A 19,287-nucleotide genomic window follows, 5' to 3' on the forward strand; every position below is an offset into this window, starting at 1 on the left:
TATTGCCTTTCAGGTAGTAGTGGCTTTAGACATCAGCCCGGCTGCCACACTGGCAGCGCATGTTGGGCAGTGCGTCAGCGCCCGCAGCAGCCGGCGCGCCTCTTCGGCCTGGGCCAGTTGCGCGGCCAGCTGGTCGATGCGGTGCATATCGCCCGCCCGGCTGGCGCGGATGATCTCGTCACGCCAGTGCAGTGCTTGCATATGCAACCTCAAATAGAAAAGCCGCCAGCGCAGTGATGCGGCAGGCGGCAGGCGGCCAAACCCGGCGTGCCGGGCGGGGGAAGCTGGAGCGGGCGGACACTCACCAGCAGCGTAACCATTGGTGATATTTCAAATTATCAATTTCGCTACAATGAGGAGCGCCCGATTGCTTCCCGGCAGTAGGCACATTCATCAACTACGGAAGAGAAAATGAAACGAGACTTTGACCTTATTCGAACAATTCTGCTGGAGTTTGAAGCGCGACCACCAAGCAATATTCCATTGAAGTTCAAGCACGACGACTACGATCCGGAGATTATCAACGAGCACATGGTCTTGCTCATTGAGGCCGGACTTCTAGAGGGCACGCTACTTGCCACAACCAGCAGCCCGAAGCGCGCATACCCAGTTCGCCTTACTTGGGAGGGGCACGATTTTATCGATTCCATCAAGGATCCAACTCTATGGGAGAAGGCTAAAAAGAATGTTATCGCACCGGTCGGCGGTGTCGCCTTCAGCGTCATCAAGGAGTGGGCGGTAACGGAGGCGAAGACACGTTTAGGGCTGCCGTGAGCTCCTCGGAACAGTTGAAATAAATCATCGCCGCGCTATTCATGGCGCGCTTCCCTTCCGGGTCGCTCGTCATATCTGCGCATCGGTAACGTGCGCGAGCACATGCTCGCCATGACTCAGCCAGCGCGCGCAATTTGTCGTCCTGGCTGGCCGGTATTTGGCTGGTCGGCAGGGCCTGGCGCAGTGCCTCCAGTGATGCCGGGTCTATCACACTCACCTCAAGCGGAGTATCCAGACGGCCAACGTAGCCGACGCGTTCGACAGCGACACCCTCATCACTTCCAACAGCGTTTTGCATAACAGACCTTTCGGATTGCGGTTGCCTGGGGTTGCGGCCCGGCGCCTTGGGCCGCGCGGCCAAGCGTGCGGTGAAACTGGAGCGGGCGAAGGGAATCGAACCCTCGTCGTTTGCTTGGAAGGCAGCAGCTCTGCCATTGAGCTACGCCCGCGAAACTGCATTTGCCGCCCTGCGGTCTCATCCTCTGCCGAAGCCTCGGGATTAACGCAGGTACAGCGAACCAAACGGCTGCCGACTGAGGGTGCGCGATTTCAGGCCGCGGCCTGGCATTGTCGCAGTCGGCAGGCGTGTGGTTGCCAGTTGCAGCGTCTGGCGCCGGTTTGGCACGCGCCCGAAGACGCGCCCGGCTGGTGGTGGCCCGAAGGCCGTGAATTCGATAGCTTCGCTTTGTGGCGTCCCCTGAGTATCTCCGGGTGGGTGCTCCGGAACTCATCGGCCGATTTTTGACCCGTGCGCGCTAACGTGGCGCCTTAACGCTGTAGCCAGCTCGGATGGCAAGCATTGCCCGGATGGCTTAAGTTTCGACTAAAAATATAGTGCGTTTTAAGCAACGAAAATTAATTAAAATGTTGCTAATTTTTCGGGCCAGATTTACATTGAAATGCCTTTTGGCAAAAAATAAATCTGGAGCTAGCATGAAAAAATTACTTTTATTTTTCACAAGTATTTCTATCGCTTCATCCGCTACAACATGGCCTCATATCGCTCACGCGCAGCCAGCTGGTAATGGAAGCTGTTACGCAAAGGCCCTTCCCACAAAAGGACACGGCGGCCACGATTGGGCGAATGATATCCAATCGGCTAGAAATAATGCGCTTGCGGCATGCCGAAAGAATGCAGCCCAAACAGGCGGTACGCCGAATACGTGCAAAATTGTAGAATCTCACTGCCGTCCGAATAAATAATAAGCTCGCTTAAAAGATAAAAGCCCGCGTCAGCAAAGAGGCGGGCTTTCGTTCAGGCGTAACAGGACATCAATGGTCTCGGCTTCAGGTTGGCCGCTGCCCTGCGTCGCGCCGTAGCGCTTGGCTTGAATTATGCGGCCGGGTGGATCGTAAAGCGCGCAGTGGGTCGATTATATACCTGTGTTTACGAACAGTGCACGCATTCTGCATTAAAAATTCATGTCGCTAGCCATGCGCTTCATTGTCTGGCCAGCAGCATGCGCCGCCATCGCATTGAGCGCCTCGACCATATCCTCGACCAAATGCAGCAGCTTGTGCTGCGCCTGCACCGAGCGCGTGCCGGTGCCGGCGCATGCCCTGCAGGCGATATCGGATAGCACCGTGGGCTGGCCGCGCACAGCCTCGTAGGCGCGCCCTGTGCAGGCCGGGCAAACATCGTTCAGCCAGTGATCCAGCGACAGGCGCGCCACCTTGGCCGAGCTCACGTCGACCGGCCAGGTGCGGTGGCCAGCCTTGGTCTTGACGATCTCGCGCCAGGCCTCCAGCAGCGCCGGGTAGCTGCTGGCGTCGCCGGCGTACTTCACGCGGTAAAGTTTGGTACCCAGGTCGCGGCACAGCGCCACGGCGGCCAGCACCTCGGTGCTGTGATGGTGCGCGTCGTCGCGCAGGTTCGATGAACCAAGGGCGCTGGTGTATTTCTGGATTACGTTCATTTCGTTCCTGTTCGAGTGCTTCGGGTTGTCAAAGGGCGGTGACAACCTGCTGGTAATTTCGGGCTGTTTTGTCAACCGCCGCCATGTGCTTTGTCGCTTTGCGACAGAGGCTTTCTTTCGCCGCCTTGCGCTCACTGGTCACCACCAGCCCGGTTCCAGCCTGGAAAAGTCCAGACGATCAATGCCGCGCTCAGAGCCGAGTAAAGCGTCAAAGCTGGATAGAGCCCGCGCTCAAGCAAGTCCACGCCGGCATACCAGCCAATGAAGATGCCGGCGGCAAAGGTGGCCGTGGTGTATGCGGCGCGCTTGGAGATAAGGCGACGTGTGTGTTTCCGGATGGATTTCAATGCGCACCACCTTTTTGCAAGCCAGCATCCCGCATTTCCATCGCGAGGCGTTCAGCGCCAGCAGCGTCACAGGCCGCCTGGGCCATATCCATCACGCGCCGATTGAGCTGCTTGCGCGCCAGTAGCGTGTGCAACACATCGCCCTGAGTGTAACCACCAGCACGCGCAGCAGAGAGCAACGATTCCATCATGGCGCGCGCATTGCGAATGCCCTCCGGCGTCGTCTCGGCAGGGTCGCCGTAGACAGTATCGGCGCACAGGAGCAGCACGCCGGCCGGGCTGATGTCATAGCCGTCTGCGTTTGGGGTAAACATTGCTTGCTTGGTCATTTTTTCACTTCCTCAAGTTTGATTTTTCGGGCCTGTATCCGTCGCGTCAGACGCTTTGGGTTTGCCCTTGATTTTGGTTTTAAGCAGCTTGCTGCGCATGGCGGCTTTTGGGGTTGCTTTTGCCGTTAACATCTTCTGAGTTGCAAGTAAGCTGCTAGCGTGCTCTTCTGAGAATAGACATTGAGATGCTTGTCAGTTGCTAGCACGGCGCTAGCATTGGTGCTAGCGAGCTGCATGCGTCGGCGCTAGCGTTATCTTTCCGCGATCCATCGGAATCAAAAAACCTGTTCGGATGAAGATATCCAAGTCGAGGTTTTGACACGACAGCTTTCGCTCAAGGAATACTGGATCGTTCGGCACCTTGCCATCGTTCTGGCTGCCGTAGAGCCACAGCATCATCAAGTGCCCCTTCGCAGCATCAGGTAGCGAGCAAAACGCATAATCATCAAGGATGGCCCTGTGCAGCTTGATCCAGGGTGGATTGCGTTTGCTGTAGTGCTGGAACGTATCCCAGTTCTTTATCGCCAAAAATTCAACGACTGCCATCACACTCCCCTTTGCGGCGATGAGCAACGAATTTCATCGCCCGCTTGATGCTCTGCGCTACGCGGTGTTTCGCCACCTTGATGATTGCTTCGTCACGCACCTGGTCGCGCCGCGGCGCGGCGTCGTTCGCCTGTCGGCCACTCGCGATCAGCTCGGCCAGCATGTCGGCATAGTCGGTGCCCACAATCCCCTCGGGCCAGGCGATACCGCAACCGATCAGCTCAGCGGCGCTGCGGCCGTGTACCAGACCGGGGTTCCTGCCAGTGCGTGCCTCGGTAGCGTAATCATTGTCGGCGGCCACCACAGCCAGGCCTGCAATGACCAGGCGCCGCGCGACCGGGTCCATGTTTCCGCAGTCGAACGCCACGATCACCCGGCAGTTCGGCACCGACTGGAACACAGCCAGGCCGGTCGCCAGCCCCTCGACAAGGGCCGTCATTGATGCGCGTGGCGTGTCGAGCACATAGCACCCGCCTTTGACGCTGGCGCCGCTCCAGAACCGTTTGGAGCCGTCAGGGGATATGCGCTGCAGGCTGACAATAGCGCCACCTATGTCGACTGGCACAATCAGCCATCCTTCATCGTCAACGCGCAAGCCGGCGCAGCCCTGCATGGTCAGCAGCTTGCCATCGAGATAAGGGTGGCCGTGGCGCAGTGGCTTGCAGGCGCGCCAGTAGGCGCGCGCATCCTCCGTGGCCTTGATTGCCTTGCGGCGACGCTCGTTCAGCGCCTCCCGCATGCGCGCCTGGGAAATCATAGGATCCGGACGCTCCGTTTCACTGCCCGCGCGCCAGGTCGTGACCTCGCTTTCAGTGGCATGGTTCTGGTAAAAACCTATCGTGCCGCAAGTGGCCAGACGGTAGGCACCGTTGCGCTTCTTCGGATGGTCGACCGTCTTGCAACGATGCCACTTCCCATCCGGCTCGACCGTAGTCGGCATGAAGCCGATTGCTTCAAGTTGTGCTCTGAAATCCATTATTTTGGTCGTTTCGAAAATGCGATCTGGTTGCGCCGGATCAGGTTCATCGTCTCGCGCGTCGGTTTAACGCGTTGGACCTTGGAAAAATTTGCGTGCACTGGCCATTGGCCTGTCATGCCCTTGAACATGCCCAGAGCCCGTTTTTCGGCCCGCACAGGGTCATCGCCACAGGCACCCATGGCGTAGTGGCACAACTGCGGCCACAGGGTCTGTGTGAGACTCACTTGGTCGCCTGTGTGGATCATTTCCTTCAGGGTGCCGGCGACATGCTGCACGCCGCTTTTTCGCTCCGGGACGTGGCCACACGATGGGCACGCCGCGCACTCATGGATGTGGTGGCAGATGGCGCACTTTGTCGCCTGGCGCTCCTTCGGCTTGGGCTTGGTTTTTTCCTTCTTGGCGCCGTCGTCCAGCTCCACCTCGCCAGTCTCGAAAAACTCCGACATTGCATCCCAAAAGCGCATGCAGTTGCCGGCATGGTCCAAGATCAAACACGACTCCTTACCGGGGTGGATGCGCAGGCCGCGCCCCAAAATCTGGATGTGTTCGGCCAGGCTCGACTTGAGCGGCCTGGCCATGATGATGACCTCGACATCGGAGACATCAAAACCCTTGCTGAGCGCGCTGACGCTGATCAGGCCGCGGATGTAGCTGTCCGGTTTGCGGAACTCCTCCACAGTCTCATTGCGCAGCTCATCGCCTTCTTTGTAGGTGTACAGCTCGCACACCACGCCGGCGTCAGCGAACTGCCGCTTCATTTCGGCCGCATGCGCGACATTGCAGCCGAAGGCGATGAATTTCTTGTTCTCGCCATGCTTGAGGTATTCGGCCACGCAATCGCCGATGATCGGCATGGCCCGGTCGGCCGCCTCGCTTTCCGTCCACTCACCGCCAACCACCTTGGCGCCGGTCATGTCAGGCTCGCTGGCGGCGAACACACGGAACGGCACCAGAAACTTGCTCTTGATAAGCTTGTTCGTTGTGGTCACCGCCACCATTGCGTCGTAGATTTTCCCCAAGCCTTTCGAAAAAGGTGTCGCCGTCAGGCCGACCGTGATGACGTCCCGCTTTGCGATGCGCGCAATCGTGTCTTTCACCTGGGCATGGCATTCGTCGACGATGATCAGGTCGGCGTCCGGCCAGCCGCGGCGCGCCAGCGTGGCCGCGCTTGCGATCTGGACCTTTTCCCATGGCTTGAACCGCCAGTGCTGGGCCTGCATGATCCCGTGCGGGATACCGTAATGATCCAGCGTCGCACTGGTCTGGTTCACCAGCGAAATGCGGTCGCACACGAAGATCGCGCGCCGGCCCTTGCCGTGCGCTTCGTGGAGCAGGTAGGCGCCCAGCACCGTCTTGCCGGCGCCGGTGGGCGCGAGCAGTATCTGATTGCGCACGCCAGCCTTAATATTGGCGCGCAGGCCGTCGATGGACGCATTCTGGTAGTCACGGAGTTCGATCTGGTTCATCGCGCCCCCAATGCGGCCAGGATGTCGCGATTGTTCTCGACGTTGAGCGCCTTGCGGATTTTCTCCAAGATAGCAGCGTAGCGCTTCACCATCTTCTGCGCCTCGTTGCGCGTATTGATCTCCCCCTGCAGTCGGCCGTTAAGTTGGTCCAGGTGCTGGTTGAGGCGTACCAGCTCCACCTTGGGATCGTCGGCCTCCAGGCTCAATATCTGGCGCTGGTAAGCCTCGTTTTCCTTCTGGAGTTCGTCAGCCAGTTGCGCCAGGTCCGGCGCTTCGTCCTGCATGCTGGCCTGGGCGGTCGGCGCCGACTGCGTACGAATTTCGTTCGAAGTCGATTCAGGCGAGCGGGCCGACGATGCTGTCGCAAGCTCGCCCTTGGGGGTGGCCTTGCCGATGTTGGCGGTGTTCTGCTGATAGGTGACGCCGTTGCGCTCGACGGTACGCGTCGCATCTTGTGACCGAACGCATGATGAAGGGGCAGAAGTAGAGAGTCGCGAGACAAATTCCCGGCTTACCCCGCAAGCTTCGGCGATCTTGCCTTGCGTCCAAGACGACCATTCAGGATCGGCCAGCAAGGTCATGACGGCGCGCCGCTTGTCTTCGTTCGTGCGACGCAGGCCGTGCGACGCATTGGCGCCGGCAGAATGAAGGATAGCATCGCGCTTGGTGCCGACTCGCACGTCACAGGCGATATCCATGGCGCCGGCAGCGCGGTGCGCATGGAAGCGGTGGAAGCCGTCCGCCAGCCATAGGCCGTCGCTGGCGCCATCGTTGAACACGACCACCGGCGGGAGCTCTCCCCCCAGGCGGATCACCTCCGCGTATTCGGCGACGGTAGCCTCATTCAAGGCGACGCGGGATTGCGTGCCGCCGTCAATGCTGATGGTGGCGATCGGCAGGTTTGAGATTTCAGCCATCATGCGCTCCACAGATCGAAGCGCGCGAAGGCGCGGGTAACGGTAGCGCCGGAAACCAAACCACGGCCGTGCAGCCACATGAGTGCACGCTTGAGGAGGGTGCGCGCGTTCATTGGACAAGACCCATCGATTCTGTATCGCGCGCCAAGAGGTCAAATAAGTCGAGGAATGCATCGATGCCGCCGGCGCACTCAACTAATTCCGCGGCCAGTTCTGCTGCCACTGGAGTCCAGCGATGTTTGTGGAAATAGACCGAGAGAATGTCGGCCTCCTGAAAGCCACCGGCCTCGGCCTTTTGAACCAAGCCGCTGTAAATGCGCTTGGCATTGGACATCGTCTCGGAATCAGCCTCAATACCGCCGGTTGATAAGCTGCCAACCATGTAAATAACAGCGACGGAAAATTCGGGAAGCTCCAGCGCCGGAATGAACTGCCGACATACAACGCCAGCAAGCCATGCTTGGCGCTCATTCTCAAAGTCTTCGATTAATTCACGCATGACCACCTCCCCGATTAAAGCGAGGCAATCAAAGCGCGAATATCTTCGACGCGCCACATGGTGCATTTCCGGCCCATTTTCACAGGCTGCGGAAAACGACCGGAGGCAACACCTTGCCACCAGCAGGTCTTTTGAACGGGGATTAAAGGAGGGACCGGCGGAACCGATTTAGGGTCGCCGATAATTTGTTTGATGCGGAGAAAACCAGTTTCAGGGAGTTGTGCCATTTTGAGATACATCCATCCAGTTGAGGCCGCTTGTGGCCGATGGATGTATCTTTATTCTTGGGCGGGCATAAGTGTCCGAAGTCGGCTATTTAGAAACCGAATTCGGGTAAATAGTGCTACCTCACCCTAGCACTAAGAATACTGGGGATACCCTTGAGGATCGGCCTGATAGTGTCAGGGTGGAGGGAGTGACCAATACCATTTACAAGCCGCCCTATCTCGCTTGTCGCCTCCCTGCTGCTATAGTCGACTCCTGCTTCGCTGCATAGTGCAGCGATAATCACACTAAATGTTCCGCGCTCCTTCGGGTTTAAATCACTATCTGCGCGATCAGAGTCGGATTTGCCAGAAACAATTGGTTTGGCACGATAGCAACCATTTTCCTGAGCCCATTCCAGCCACGGAATTTCTATTCCCTTTTTTAAAGCCCATTCGATAAACGTGCCAGGTGGAAGCGGGCCATCGTCACGCCTGCCGCTTTCCCACTGGACGACCATTCGCCGATGACGACCGGTGAATTCGCGTCGTATTCGAAGTAACTCAGAACCGTCGAGAAATCCCATGGCGGCATCATCAAAAAGACGAAGTCCATCAAGCCGGATATAACTACCTTCAAAACCTTCGTCACAATCGAAATCTTGGCAATATCCGCACAACACAGGAAGACCTTGATCAGCCGTCCAACTATCAAGCTGAAGCCAGTAAGGCAATTCCTTTGGCGGGTGCTGATTTTTGATAAGCATTTCCATATTTTGCCGCACCCTGGCGCGCTCTTCTGCAAGTCTTGAGCTTGCTGACGGAGCCGGAAGTCGTGCTGTCATGTTGTCTTTATAAAATTGACCGGCGACCTCGTTCAGGCGACCCAGGCGATCGCGCTCCTCCTCGGGCGATTCGAGTGCAATGGCAGTGCGGCTCGCTGCAACCGATGCATTTTTTTCAATAAGTTTCGCATCGCTCTCGAAGCGAAGAATATTGCTCATGTCTGACATAACGCAACTCCAGATAATTTTAACGCTCGTGATTGTTGAGCAAGATTAACACGTGAAACGGTCGTATTTGGTACAGCACGGACGACTGGTGCTTGACGTCGCCACGATTCATTCCGCCGCCCCGTACATACAACATCATGGGATTGGCGTCATATCCGAGAACCCGAGCGCCGATTAGAAAATATCCACCCGCATCAACTAGGCAAGAAATACTCGAACGCTCGTCACCATACGTCATGCCATCCCGTTTAACGTTGGGCGGCGCCACCAACTCGCATGCGCCTAACGGCGGCCGCCCGCGCGATTAAAGATTAGCTTCGCGGTCCAGCCATCTCGAACTGGCACGGCAGGCACAGCAGAATCCGCTGCCGCCCTTCCTCGGTAAAGTGGTCGATGTTGAACAGCGCTTCTTCCAGGCTGATGTGGCCGCGCCATTCGCCGCACTCGACTGCGATGAAGACTTCATCAAACCCGAGGCCAAGATTGCCGCCGCGATAGTAGATTTTCGGATGGGAAGCGCCTGGTGGTACCGCTGGCAGCACATCTGGCCAGGCCTTCCGCCGTGCTGCAGCAGGATATTTCGCCTCTTCCCGATGCGGCATCACGCGCTTGATAATCAAGACGCCCTGCCAACTGGGATACAAGTCGGGCATGGCCTGGCGCTCCTTGATGATGCGCTCCGCGTCGGCGTGCGTGAGCATGTAATACAGCGGCTCGTATTGCGCGGTGAGGACGTTGTACATAGGCTCATTGCCAGAGCTGTTTGGATCCAGATCGAATGCGGCGCTCATGCGGCACCGCCGATCTTGGCCACGGCCGAGCGCCAGAGTGCATGCCCTTCGGCGATGCCGGCAAAGTAGGCGTCAGCGGCAGCCGTGCCGGCCCGATACGGTGGATCGATATCCTTGCGCTCGATGCGGAAGGCCAATGCTGCACGGGTGCCGGCTTGGTATTCGGTGCTGCGCGGCGTGCGGCCGTTGTAAAACGCGGTCCGGAAAAGCTGATCGACAGATAAGGCCGGCGCGGTGGTGTGGATGTGGGCGCTCATACCGCACCGTCCTTCAATGTCAACCGCAGCACGGCTTCATTTTCCTCAGCGATCAGCGCCACGTTGCGCATCGCACAGGTCAGGAAGCAGTTGATGATGGACGCCACTTTGCGAACATCGGGCGTCGAGTCGTCCAGATCATCCAACTGGATGCAAGCCTGATCGAGCAGGATTTTCGCATCGACGGCCTGGGCCGCGATGTCATTGGACAACTGCTCGATTTCATTGATCCGCAACAATGTAAAACTTGCATGATTCGCTTGCGCATCCGAAATCTCGGTGTTAACATTTGCCTGTTGGTTCATATCTTCTTTCAAAAGGGTGTGTTGATCCACGCGGCATCCAGATGTTCCAAGCATCCGGCGCCACTTCCACTCGGTTCCGCCGAGTCGGTGTTGCATGACCCGGGAGGTTGGCCTGCCAGCCTTCCTCCCGCGAGTCACTTCAAACTTCTGGCCGTTCTGGCCATCCTATAAATTCTCTTCGTATCCAGATCCTGTTGTTATTCGCGCTTTTCGCGAGCGGACTCGTTCTTTGCTTTTTCTGCCGCTGCCACGCCGAGGCGTATCAGCTGGACCAGCTGACCGTTCAGGCTGCGGTCTTGTTCTTTCGCCAGACGGTCTGCATCAGCGTGTACCGACTTTGGCATGCGGATGGTGATGCGTACGATTTCTTCGTCCATGCTTAACTTTCTAATTTTTGTCACTATTTTAGTGCCTTACGGTCACTATACGCTTCCGTTCGGCAGTGTCAAGATAGTGACATGGAAGATATTTATCGAAGTCAGTTCCGAATGCCCTATGGGCTCTATGAAAAGCTGAAGGTCGAGGCCGACAAGGCGGGGCGCAGCGTGAACGGCGAACTTGTTGCGCGCCTGGAACAAAGCCTCAACGCAGGGTCAAATGATGCCGATCTGGCGATGGTCTTCGATATTCTTGGACGCATGGCCAAGCGAAATCCCGACCTGCGCTACACGTTCACTATTGCTAATGGCGGGGAAGGTCCGATCGAGGTTGAAATTCCAGAGCATCTCGTTGAGAGCAAGCCGAAGCCTGCGCGCGCACTGCCCAAGCCGAAGGCCTAGCATCCTGCCAGCCGCTGACCGCTGCCGGAATTCAGGTAGTGCACTTGCCGCTCTCGATGCCGGCATCGAAGGGTTAGATTCCAAATCTGACCCTTGCGCCGCGCCGATGGCGAGCGCTGGCCCGAGAATTTGGGCCAGTGGCATTTGAATACACGCACTTGGTCGCAATGGTGTCGCCGCGACCAGTTGCACCAAGGGGGTGGTGATTCGCCATCCCCTTTGGCATCAGCGCGTGCTGCGAAGACGCCAGGAATTTTTCTGGCGTCGGCCCCCGGCTAATTCTATCCGGCGTCGCGGTCACTCTCGCTGGCGCGCTGGCTGCCTTGCTGGTCGACCTGCAGCTGGCCAGAATATGCTGGCGAGCACTGCCCTAAAAATTTAGGCCAGCTGCACTGAGCTGAGATTTCAGCCGAGTGACTGGCACTGCTCATGCTGCTGCATCCCGCCAGGCCAAGCGTACGAATTTCGTCCGGCTGGTTTGTGCTCGTGTAATTCCGGGATTTTCCCGGTTTTACGCCAGTTGGCGCCGCACTGCTTGTCATCGGCAAGGCGACGAATTTCGTCGGGCTGGCCGGCATCGCGCATGGCCTTCTCCAAGACGGGCTTGCTGGTGGTGGCCTGGCGCCTGGTCGGCGTGGCCGGCACCGGCGCAACGCCTGACTTGAGACGAGGACGGCTCACTTTTGAGCCATCGTCGCGCGGCGGCGCGCGGTCGGCGGGGTGCGCAACGTCAGCTAAATATTCACCCCACGCAAGTGCCACGGTACGCTTGCGTTCCAAAATTCTCTGGAGTGTCGGCGTAAGGGTGTCCAGCTTTTGGACGCCCTGCTGGTGCTGTCGACGGCCGCGCTGCTTGCCTGAGATGCGCTCAAATCTCAGCGTATCTATTCGCCGTGAAGAGATGCGGCCGGCCAAGACTATGCCCAGGCATTCCCCCGCCTGCCGTCCTGCTCGCATTCGACGCATTGCGGCGGGGGCATCAATGTCTGGCGGGTGCTGTGGCCTAGGGAGCCATTTCGTGACAATTCGTGAGATTTTAACCTTGTCAGTCTGCTATTCTCTTGTCGCGTCTAGCGGGCAATTCTTCCTTGCCGACAGCCCCCCCCCCCAGCAATCCTATTGAAAGATTTCCGATGCAAGTTGTTCCCATGTTGTGCTTAGTTGCCGGTGCTGCTGTTCTCTCGTTCGGATTCATTAAAAGCAACCGCACTCTGCTTGTGACCGCGGCCTTCCTCTGGCTTGCGGCTGGAACTTGGGATGATTTCTCAGCAGGCTTCAAGGATGGCTGGAGCAAGAACGCTCCGACAGTAGCGACCTCGCGCGGCGCTTGATACGGCTCGCCGGCCGGTACCGCATGCGGCGCAGCACCAGCACTCCACCGGCGGCCAGGCGCGCGGCGGCAAGGGCATGACGATTCGTTACCCCCTTCGGTTTGCGGCTTACTTTGAGTATGGCGCAGATTTGCGACCTTCTTTAAGAGGGTTGCAAATTTGTAAGGGACTTCAAGTCCCTTGCAAACCGGCGGCGCTTGCTCCGATTTGAAATCGCTCCAAGGCCTGGCGCTGCAGCACGTCGACGGAAGCAAACCCGGCGCATCGCCGGTATTGGCCGGCCAGCAGCTCGGCGCCAGGGCAAAGCCTACGCGGCGTAGGTTTTGAGCCAGCAACTGACACCGATGCCGCTCGGCACTGCACTGCAGCAGATCAAACCGCTCGTGCTGACCACGAACCCGGCAGACTTGCTCCGACTTCAAATCCGGGCAAGTTTGCCAGCTCCTTTGGGTTAGGCGTAAAAAAACCCGCTCAGGGCGGGTTAGGGTATGAAGAACGGCGGAAAGTTGCGGTGCCAAAAACCCAAGGTCGCTGGTCCTGTTGGCGTACAGGATAGAGCTGCGCAGGCGCGAAGATACGCCTTCTCGAACATGCCCGGATGGGCTGAAGGTTCGCCAGCTTCTATTTCGTTGCAACGCGAACGCCAAGTCGACAGGTTAAGCTCAGTAAATTCCCTCTCTCCAGCCAATTCGATGTCACGTTCAAGCAGCGCCCATTCCGAGCTCCGCTTCGCGCTATCCCGAGCTTTGGTGCCGAACCCGAAAACTAATGAAGCCGCCGTGCAGAGTGTAATTGTAGCTGCGCACCATCCAACCCAGTCCGGACTGGCCATCTTCGCGAATGCCAAAGAACCTCCGAAAATTGAAATGACTTTGATGATCCCCTCACGCAGTTCAAAAATACGCTGGCGCTCTTGATAGTAGATGCGATTCGTAAGCGCGCGCAAACGCACATCACTTCTGCGGCTCCATAAGTACTCGAATTCAGTCATGGCTATTTTTTCTGTGGTGGCGGAGGAGGCGGACTGGCAGGCCTCGGAACATGCCCACGCTGTTGGCTGCCTGGGTTTGCTGGAGGGCGTTGCTGCGTAGGTTGTGGATTCGACGGACGGGTTGCCATATCTTATACCTTTTCAAGTTCTGTGGCGCAGCACGGTGTGGCTGCGGGGCCGCATCCTGTATGCAACCCAACTTGATTATATGAAATATTAACAACGTTAAGTTTACTAATTTACAAGGCTAATTATCCGCATTAGTTCGTGCGAATACGCGATAGGACGACGATTTTTTCTTACCAAACCTCTTACCAAGCGACAAGCCAATGGCAAGAGCGGTAGACGAAAAAAAGGGCTACGTTTCCGTAACCCTTTGATTTCAATACTTATTTTTTGGTCGGGACGGGAGGATTCGAACCTCCGACCCCGTGCACCCCATGCACGTACGCTACCAGGCTGCGCTACGCCCCGACAAGGCAAGAATTATAGCAGAGGCGTTTGGGTTTTTGCCATGTTTTCCTTGCGTGGCGTGGCCTGGATCAAGTGCTGCCGGCAAGGCCCTTACTCGCCCATCACCAGTGCGCGCATGGCGACGCGAATACCCTCGACAAGTTCGGCATTGAGCACGCCGGGATTATGCACATGGCGTACCGCCAGGCCCTGATACATGGCGATCATGGCGTTGATGCGTCCTTCCACCAGCGCCTCGCCTGCCGGCAGGCCGCGCTTTTCGCGTGCGGCCATGACGATGGAGAGCAACTGGGCGCGCGAGCGCTGGTCGGCTGCCTGCATGGTGGCGGCGATCTTCGGGTTGCGCGCGGCTTCCGAATGGATTTCCAGCGGCACGGCCCAGATACCCGGGTCCAGGCATTCCTTCACGCGCTCTTCCACATCGTCGACCATGGCCTGCAGCGGATCGTCGCGCTGGGCCAGGTCGTGCATGATGTTCGACACGCGCTCCATGTTCTGCTCGACGAAGGCGGCAATGATGGCGTCCTTGCTGTCGAAGTAATTGTAGATATGGCCGGCGCTCATGCCGGCCGTCTTGGAAATCTCGGCCATGCTGGCGCCGTGAAAACCGCGGCGGCTGAAACAGCAGGCCGCTGCATCGAGCACCTGTTTGCGGCGATTGCTCGCACGCTCCGGGTCCGGATGCTTCTTTTCTTGAGTCATGATGTTTTTCCTTGGCGCGCCGGTCCAGTCCATGCGGACATGGAACGGACCGGCGTTTGCGACACCCGTGCTTACTGGGCGCCGCCGGCCGTTGCAACGGCCGTTTGCTCAGGCTGCCAACCGCCGCCCAGGACCTTGTACAGCGTCACCAGGTTGGTCGACTTCGACAGGCGTGCCGTGATCAGGCTTTGCTGTGCGCTGTAGAGTGCGCGCTGCGAGATCAGGGCATTCAGGTAGGTTTCGGCGCCTTGCTTGTAGCGCGCTTCCTGGATGGTGTAGCTCTTGCCCGACGCCTCGACCAGCGCCACCTGCGACTGCAGGCGCTCGTCGATGGTGCCGCGCTGGGCCAGCGCATCGGACACTTCACGGAAGGCAACCTGGATCGCCTTTTCGTACTGCGCCACCGAGATTTCACGGTTGACCTTGGCGATATCGAGATTGGCGCGGTTCACGCCGCCATCGAAGATCGGCAGGCTGATCTGCGGCAGGAAACTCCAGGTGCCGCTGCCGCCCTTGAACAGGCCCGACAGATTATTGCTCAGCGAACCGGCGGTAGCCGTCAGCGAAATACGCGGGAAGAACGCTGCGCGCGCCGCGCCGATATTGGCGTTGGCAGCGCGCAGCGTGCGCTCGGCTGCCAGCACGTCAGGACGGCGTTGCAGCACCTCCGACGGCAGGCCGGCCGGCACATCGGCCAGCGCAGTGACTGCACCAAATTCGGCTTGCGGCAACAGTTCGGCCGGTACACTGCTGCCCACCAGCAGCGTCAGCGCGTTCTGGTCGAGCGCGACCTGGCTGGTGTAGGTGGCCACGTCGGAACGGGCCAGCTCCACGCTGGTCTGGGCGTCGTACTTGTCCAGGCCCGAGGTGGCGCCGGCGTCGAAACGGCGCTTGGCCAGCTCATAGGACGACTGCTGGCTTTGCAAAGTCTGCTGCGCCACGGCCAGGCGCTGCTGGTCAGCGACCAGGTTCAGATAGCTGCTGGCCACTTCGGCCACCAGGCTGATCTGCTGGGCGCGGCGGGCTTCTTCCGTGCTCAGGTATTGCTCGAGCGCGCTATCGGACAGGCTGCGCACGCGGCCGAAGAAGTCGAGCTCATAAGCCGAAATACCGAGGTTGGCTGTGTACTGGCGCGTGATCGATCCTTCGCCGTTCGGGCTCTGGTTGTTCGGCACGCGGGTCGCACTCTGGCCACCCGACGCCGACAGGCTCGGGATCAGCGCAGCGCGTTCGATGCCGTAGGTGGCGCGGGCTTTTTCGATATTCAGAATAGACACGCGCAGGTCGCGGTTGTTGGCCAGCGCCAGTTCGATCACCTGGCGCAGGCGCGCGTCGGCAAAGAAGTCACGCCAGGCAATGTCGGCTACCGGCTGCGCGTTGGCACCGGCCGCATCGGCCTTGTACGACGGGCCGGTCGGCCAGCTGGCCGGGGTCGGTGTAGCCGGACGCTCGTAAGTTGGAGCCAGGCTGCAGCCGGCCAGCAAGGCCAGCGCCGCCATGGAAATCAGCGTTTTTTTCATATTAATGTGCATCCTTGGAAAGCGTGACGGCTGGCGCAGTCTTGTCGTCGGACTTCGAGAAGAAACCGCGCACCAGCACGAAGAACACCGGCACGAAGAAGATACCGAGGAAGGTCGCCGTCAGCATACCGCCCAGCACGCCGATACCGATGGCGTTCTGGCTGCCCGAACCGGCGCCGCTGGAAATGGCCAGCGGCAGCACGCCCAGACCGAAAGCGATCGAGGTCATCAGGATCGGACGCAGACGCAGACGCACTGCATGCAAGGTCGCGTCCAGCAGCGACATGCCCGATTCCTGCATTTCCTTGGCAAATTCGACGATCAGAATCGCGTTCTTCGCCGACAAACCGACCACCGTCAACAGGCCCACCTGGAAGTACACGTCGTTCGACAGGCCGAAGAACCAGGTACCGAACACGGCACCGATCACACCCAGTGGCACCACCAGCAGCACCGAGAACGGAATCGACCAGCTCTCGTACAGCGCGGCCAGGCACAGGAACACGATCAGCAGCGAAATGGCGTACAGCTGCGGCGTTTGCGAACCGGATTCGCGCTCTTCGAGCGAGGTGCCGGTCCACGACAGGGTGATGCCTGCTGGCAGCTTGGCCACCATTTCTTCCATGGCGTTCATGGCCGCGCCAGTACTCTGGCCCGGTGCAGGCGTACCGAGGATCTCGACCGACGGCAGACCGTTGTAGCGCTCCAGGCGTGGCGAAGCGTAAATCCACTTGCCGGTAGCAAAGGCCGAGAACGGCACCATTTCGCCGGCGCTGTTGCGCACATACCATTTGCTCAGGTCTTCCGGCACCATACGCGAGTTCGGTTCACCCTGCATGTAGACCTTTTTCACGCGACCGCGGTCGATAAAGTCATTCACATACGAGCTACCCCAGCCCACGCTCAGCACGCGGTTGATGTCATCGATCTTCAGGCCCAGCGCAGTGGCTGCCTTCTGGTCAACATCGATCTTGTACTGCGGCGTATCTTCCTGGCCGTTCGGACGCACGCCGACCATGACCGGGTTCTGTGCAGCCATGCCCAGCAGCTGGTTACGCGCCGCCATCAGGGCGTCGTGACCCAGGCCGCCATTGTCCTGTAGTTGCATGTCGAAACCGGTGGCGTTACCCAGTTCCAGCACCGCTGGCGGGGCAAACGTAAACACCATCGCATCTTTCAGCTGCAGCAGCGCGCCCATGGCGCGGCCAGCTACTGCCGACGCTTTGGCGTCGCCCGCCTTGCGCTCGGACCAGTCTTTCAGGCGCACGAAGGCAATACCGGTATTCTGGCCGTTACCACCGAAGCTGAAGCCGGCCACGGCAAACACCGATGCCACGGTGGCTTTTTCATTGGTCAGGAAGTGGTTTTCAACCTGCTTGATCACGCCCAGCGTGCGCTCTTGCGTGGCGCCCGTCGGCAGCTGGATCTGGGTAAACAGAATACCCTGATCTTCTTCCGGCAGGAACGAGGTCGGCAGGCGCATGAACACCACCACCAGTGCACCGAGCAGCAGCACATACATCAGCATCGATGGCAGGCGATGGGTAATCATCTTGCCCACGAAACCCTGGTACTTTTCGCTGCTGCGGTCGAAACTGCGGTTGAACCAGCCAAAGAAACCCTTGTTGGTGGCGTGATGGCCTTTTTCAACCGGCTTCAGGATGGTGGCGCACAACGCTGGCGTAAATACCATTGCCACGATCACCGACAGCACCATCGATGACACAATCGTGATCGAGAACTGACGATAAATCACACCGGTCGAGCCGGCAAAGAAGGCCATCGGCACGAACACGGCCGACAGCACCATCGCGATACCGACCAGTGCACCGGTAATCTGGCTCATCGACTTGCGCGTCGCTTCCAGCGGCGACAAACCTTCTTCGGTCATCACCCGCTCGACGTTTTCCACCACCACGATCGCATCATCGACCAGGAGGCCAATGGCCAGCACCATCGCAAACATGGTCAGCGTATTGATCGAGTAGCCAAAGGCGTTGAGGATACCGAAGGTGCCAAGCAGCACCACCGGCACGGCCATGGTTGGAATCAAGGTGGCGCGGAAGTTCTGCAGGAACAGATACATCACCAGGAACACCAGGATCACCGCTTCGACCAGGGTTTTCACCACTTCTTCGATCGACAGCTTGACGAACGGCGTGGTGTCAAACGCGACCACAGCCTTCATGCCGGCCGGGAACTGCTTGCTCATGTTGTTGACAGCAGCTTTGACCGCTTCGGCCGTATCGAGCGCATTGGCGCCGGTAGCGAGTTTGATGGCCAGGCCGGTGGCGGCATTGCCGTTGTAGCGGGCTACCGTGTTGTAGTTCTCGCGGCCCAGCTCCATGCGCGCCACGTCTTTCAGGTTGACCATCGCACCACCGGTGGTGGTTTTCAGCAGGATCGCACCAAACTGTTCCACCGTTTGCAGACGGCTTTGCGCCGACACGGTCGCGTTCAGCTGCTGGCCGGCAACGGCAGGCGCGCCACCGAGTTCACCGGCAGACACTTCGGCATTCTGTGCCTGGATCGCCGTGATGACGTCAGCTGGCGTCAGCTGGTAACTTTGCAGCTTGGCCGGATCGAGCCAGATGCGCATCGCGTACTGCGAACCGAACAGGGTGACGTCACCGACGCCCGCTACACGGCTCAGCGGATCGAGCACGTTGGCAGCCACATAGTCGCTCAAGTCGGTCTGGTTCATGCTGCCGTTTTCGGAGATGAAGCCGTACACCATCATGAAGTTCTTGGTGGCCTTGGCAACAACCAGACCCTGCTGCGTCACAGCGGAAGGCAGCAGCGGCGTGGCCAGCTGCAGCTTGTTCTGCACCTGTACCTGGGCGATATCGGGGTTGGTGCCGTTGGTAAAGGTCAGCGTGATGCTGATGCCACCGGTCGAATCGCTCGACGAAGACATGTAGCGCAAGCCATCGATGCCTTTCATCTTCTGTTCGATCACCTGGGTGACGGCATCTTCCACGGTCTTGGCCGAAGCGCCCGGGTAGGAGCCGCTGATCGAAATCGATGGCGGCGCGATACTCGGGTATTGCGCGACAGGCAAGGTAAAGATCGACAAAATGCCCGCAAGCATGATGACGATCGCGACCACCCAGGCAAAAATCGGGCGGTCAATGAAAAAACGGGCCAT

At 58.7% G+C, this 19,287-nt stretch carries 23 protein-coding genes and 2 tRNA genes; 3 read left to right on the forward strand and 22 right to left on the reverse strand.

What is annotated here, in order from left to right:
* Positions 1-9: 9 nt before the first annotated feature.
* Positions 10-201 (reverse strand): hypothetical protein, encoded by a 192-nt coding sequence (locus GCM43_RS13665; protein WP_152245119.1) that lies wholly within the window; start codon positions 199-201, stop codon positions 10-12.
* A 210-nt stretch (positions 202-411) separates the two neighbouring features.
* Here GCM43_RS13665 and GCM43_RS13670 point away from each other — a divergent pair, with 210 nt between their 5' ends.
* Positions 412-774: a DUF2513 domain-containing protein gene (locus tag GCM43_RS13670; protein ID WP_152245121.1), complete on the forward strand. Its 363-nt coding sequence runs from the start codon at positions 412-414 to the stop codon at positions 772-774.
* Between the two features lie 375 nt (positions 775-1,149).
* On the opposite strand, the gene GCM43_RS13675 is transcribed toward GCM43_RS13670, so the two are convergent.
* Positions 1,150-1,223: transfer RNA gene (locus GCM43_RS13675), tRNA-Gly, on the reverse strand.
* 484 nt (positions 1,224-1,707) lie between these two features.
* Between GCM43_RS13675 and GCM43_RS13680 the strand changes: the two genes are divergently transcribed.
* Complete coding sequence (locus tag GCM43_RS13680) at positions 1,708-1,977, forward strand: hypothetical protein (RefSeq protein WP_152245123.1); 270 nt, start codon at positions 1,708-1,710, stop codon at positions 1,975-1,977.
* A gap of 209 nt (positions 1,978-2,186) precedes the next feature.
* Here GCM43_RS13680 and GCM43_RS13685 read toward each other — a convergent pair whose 3' ends face one another.
* From GCM43_RS13685 to GCM43_RS13750, 14 genes are all read right to left on the reverse strand, one after another.
* Entirely contained in the window at positions 2,187-2,690 is a 504-nt protein-coding gene (locus GCM43_RS13685; RefSeq protein ID WP_152245125.1) for a hypothetical protein, read from the reverse strand.
* A gap of 131 nt (positions 2,691-2,821) precedes the next feature.
* Positions 2,822-3,037: a hypothetical protein gene (locus tag GCM43_RS13690; RefSeq protein WP_152245127.1), complete on the reverse strand. Its 216-nt coding sequence runs from the start codon at positions 3,035-3,037 to the stop codon at positions 2,822-2,824.
* The gene (locus tag GCM43_RS13695) at positions 3,034-3,366 is read right to left on the reverse strand and encodes a hypothetical protein (protein WP_152245129.1); all 333 of its coding nucleotides are present in this window, start codon (positions 3,364-3,366) and stop codon (positions 3,034-3,036) included. Before GCM43_RS13695 ends, GCM43_RS13690 begins: the two co-directional genes overlap by 4 nt.
* 222 nt (positions 3,367-3,588) lie before the next feature.
* Complete coding sequence (locus tag GCM43_RS13700) at positions 3,589-3,912, reverse strand: hypothetical protein (RefSeq protein WP_152245131.1); 324 nt, start codon at positions 3,910-3,912, stop codon at positions 3,589-3,591.
* Positions 3,899-4,888: a topoisomerase gene (locus GCM43_RS13705; RefSeq protein WP_152245133.1), complete on the reverse strand. Its 990-nt coding sequence runs from the start codon at positions 4,886-4,888 to the stop codon at positions 3,899-3,901. The genes GCM43_RS13700 and GCM43_RS13705 overlap by 14 nt, the downstream gene beginning before the upstream one ends.
* Positions 4,888-6,357 (reverse strand): DEAD/DEAH box helicase, encoded by a 1,470-nt coding sequence (locus GCM43_RS13710; protein WP_152245135.1) that lies wholly within the window; start codon positions 6,355-6,357, stop codon positions 4,888-4,890. The genes GCM43_RS13705 and GCM43_RS13710 overlap by 1 nt, the downstream gene beginning before the upstream one ends.
* Positions 6,354-7,277 (reverse strand): hypothetical protein, encoded by a 924-nt coding sequence (locus GCM43_RS13715; RefSeq protein WP_193315616.1) that lies wholly within the window; start codon positions 7,275-7,277, stop codon positions 6,354-6,356. The genes GCM43_RS13710 and GCM43_RS13715 overlap by 4 nt, the downstream gene beginning before the upstream one ends.
* Positions 7,278-7,383: 106 nt before the next feature.
* The gene (locus GCM43_RS13720) at positions 7,384-7,773 is read right to left on the reverse strand and encodes a hypothetical protein (RefSeq protein ID WP_152245139.1); all 390 of its coding nucleotides are present in this window, start codon (positions 7,771-7,773) and stop codon (positions 7,384-7,386) included.
* Positions 7,774-7,787: 14 nt separating this feature from the next.
* Positions 7,788-8,000 carry a helix-turn-helix transcriptional regulator gene (locus tag GCM43_RS13725; RefSeq protein ID WP_152245140.1) on the reverse strand — a complete coding sequence of 71 codons (213 nt, stop codon included), beginning with the start codon at positions 7,998-8,000 and terminating at the stop codon, positions 7,788-7,790.
* 116 nt (positions 8,001-8,116) lie between these two features.
* Positions 8,117-8,989: a hypothetical protein gene (locus GCM43_RS13730; protein WP_152245142.1), complete on the reverse strand. Its 873-nt coding sequence runs from the start codon at positions 8,987-8,989 to the stop codon at positions 8,117-8,119.
* A gap of 311 nt (positions 8,990-9,300) precedes the next feature.
* Entirely contained in the window at positions 9,301-9,780 is a 480-nt protein-coding gene (locus GCM43_RS13735) for a hypothetical protein (protein WP_152245144.1), read from the reverse strand.
* A complete protein-coding gene (locus GCM43_RS13740) occupies positions 9,777-10,037 on the reverse strand; it encodes a hypothetical protein (RefSeq protein ID WP_152245146.1) in 261 nt (86 codons plus the stop codon). Before GCM43_RS13740 ends, GCM43_RS13735 begins: the two co-directional genes overlap by 4 nt.
* On the reverse strand, positions 10,034-10,372 hold the full coding sequence (locus GCM43_RS13745) for a hypothetical protein (RefSeq protein ID WP_152245148.1): 339 nt from the start codon (positions 10,370-10,372) through the stop codon (positions 10,034-10,036). Before GCM43_RS13745 ends, GCM43_RS13740 begins: the two co-directional genes overlap by 4 nt.
* A gap of 167 nt (positions 10,373-10,539) precedes the next feature.
* Positions 10,540-10,719, reverse strand: a complete 180-nt coding sequence (locus GCM43_RS13750; protein WP_152245150.1) for a hypothetical protein — start codon at positions 10,717-10,719, stop codon at positions 10,540-10,542.
* Positions 10,720-10,800: 81 nt separating this feature from the next.
* Here GCM43_RS13750 and GCM43_RS13755 point away from each other — a divergent pair, with 81 nt between their 5' ends.
* Complete coding sequence (locus GCM43_RS13755; RefSeq protein WP_152245152.1) at positions 10,801-11,121, forward strand: Arc family DNA-binding protein; 321 nt, start codon at positions 10,801-10,803, stop codon at positions 11,119-11,121.
* A gap of 405 nt (positions 11,122-11,526) precedes the next feature.
* Here GCM43_RS13755 and GCM43_RS13760 read toward each other — a convergent pair whose 3' ends face one another.
* From GCM43_RS13760 to GCM43_RS13785, 6 genes are all read right to left on the reverse strand, one after another.
* Positions 11,527-12,036 carry a hypothetical protein gene (locus GCM43_RS13760; protein WP_152245154.1) on the reverse strand — a complete coding sequence of 170 codons (510 nt, stop codon included), beginning with the start codon at positions 12,034-12,036 and terminating at the stop codon, positions 11,527-11,529.
* Positions 12,037-12,933: 897 nt separating this feature from the next.
* A complete protein-coding gene (locus tag GCM43_RS13765) occupies positions 12,934-13,443 on the reverse strand; it encodes a hypothetical protein (protein ID WP_152245156.1) in 510 nt (169 codons plus the stop codon).
* A 397-nt stretch (positions 13,444-13,840) separates the two neighbouring features.
* Positions 13,841-13,917: transfer RNA gene (locus GCM43_RS13770), tRNA-Pro, on the reverse strand.
* A gap of 90 nt (positions 13,918-14,007) precedes the next feature.
* Complete coding sequence (locus tag GCM43_RS13775; RefSeq protein WP_152245158.1) at positions 14,008-14,619, reverse strand: TetR/AcrR family transcriptional regulator; 612 nt, start codon at positions 14,617-14,619, stop codon at positions 14,008-14,010.
* Between the two features lie 71 nt (positions 14,620-14,690).
* The gene (gene adeC, locus GCM43_RS13780) at positions 14,691-16,139 is read right to left on the reverse strand and encodes an AdeC/AdeK/OprM family multidrug efflux complex outer membrane factor (protein WP_152245160.1); all 1,449 of its coding nucleotides are present in this window, start codon (positions 16,137-16,139) and stop codon (positions 14,691-14,693) included.
* Between the two features lies 1 nt (position 16,140).
* A complete protein-coding gene (locus GCM43_RS13785; RefSeq protein ID WP_152245162.1) occupies positions 16,141-19,287 on the reverse strand; it encodes an efflux RND transporter permease subunit in 3,147 nt (1,048 codons plus the stop codon).

The sequence above is a fragment of the Janthinobacterium aquaticum genome, assembly GCF_009208565.1.
Taxonomy (GTDB): Bacteria; Pseudomonadota; Gammaproteobacteria; order Burkholderiales; family Burkholderiaceae_D; genus Janthinobacterium.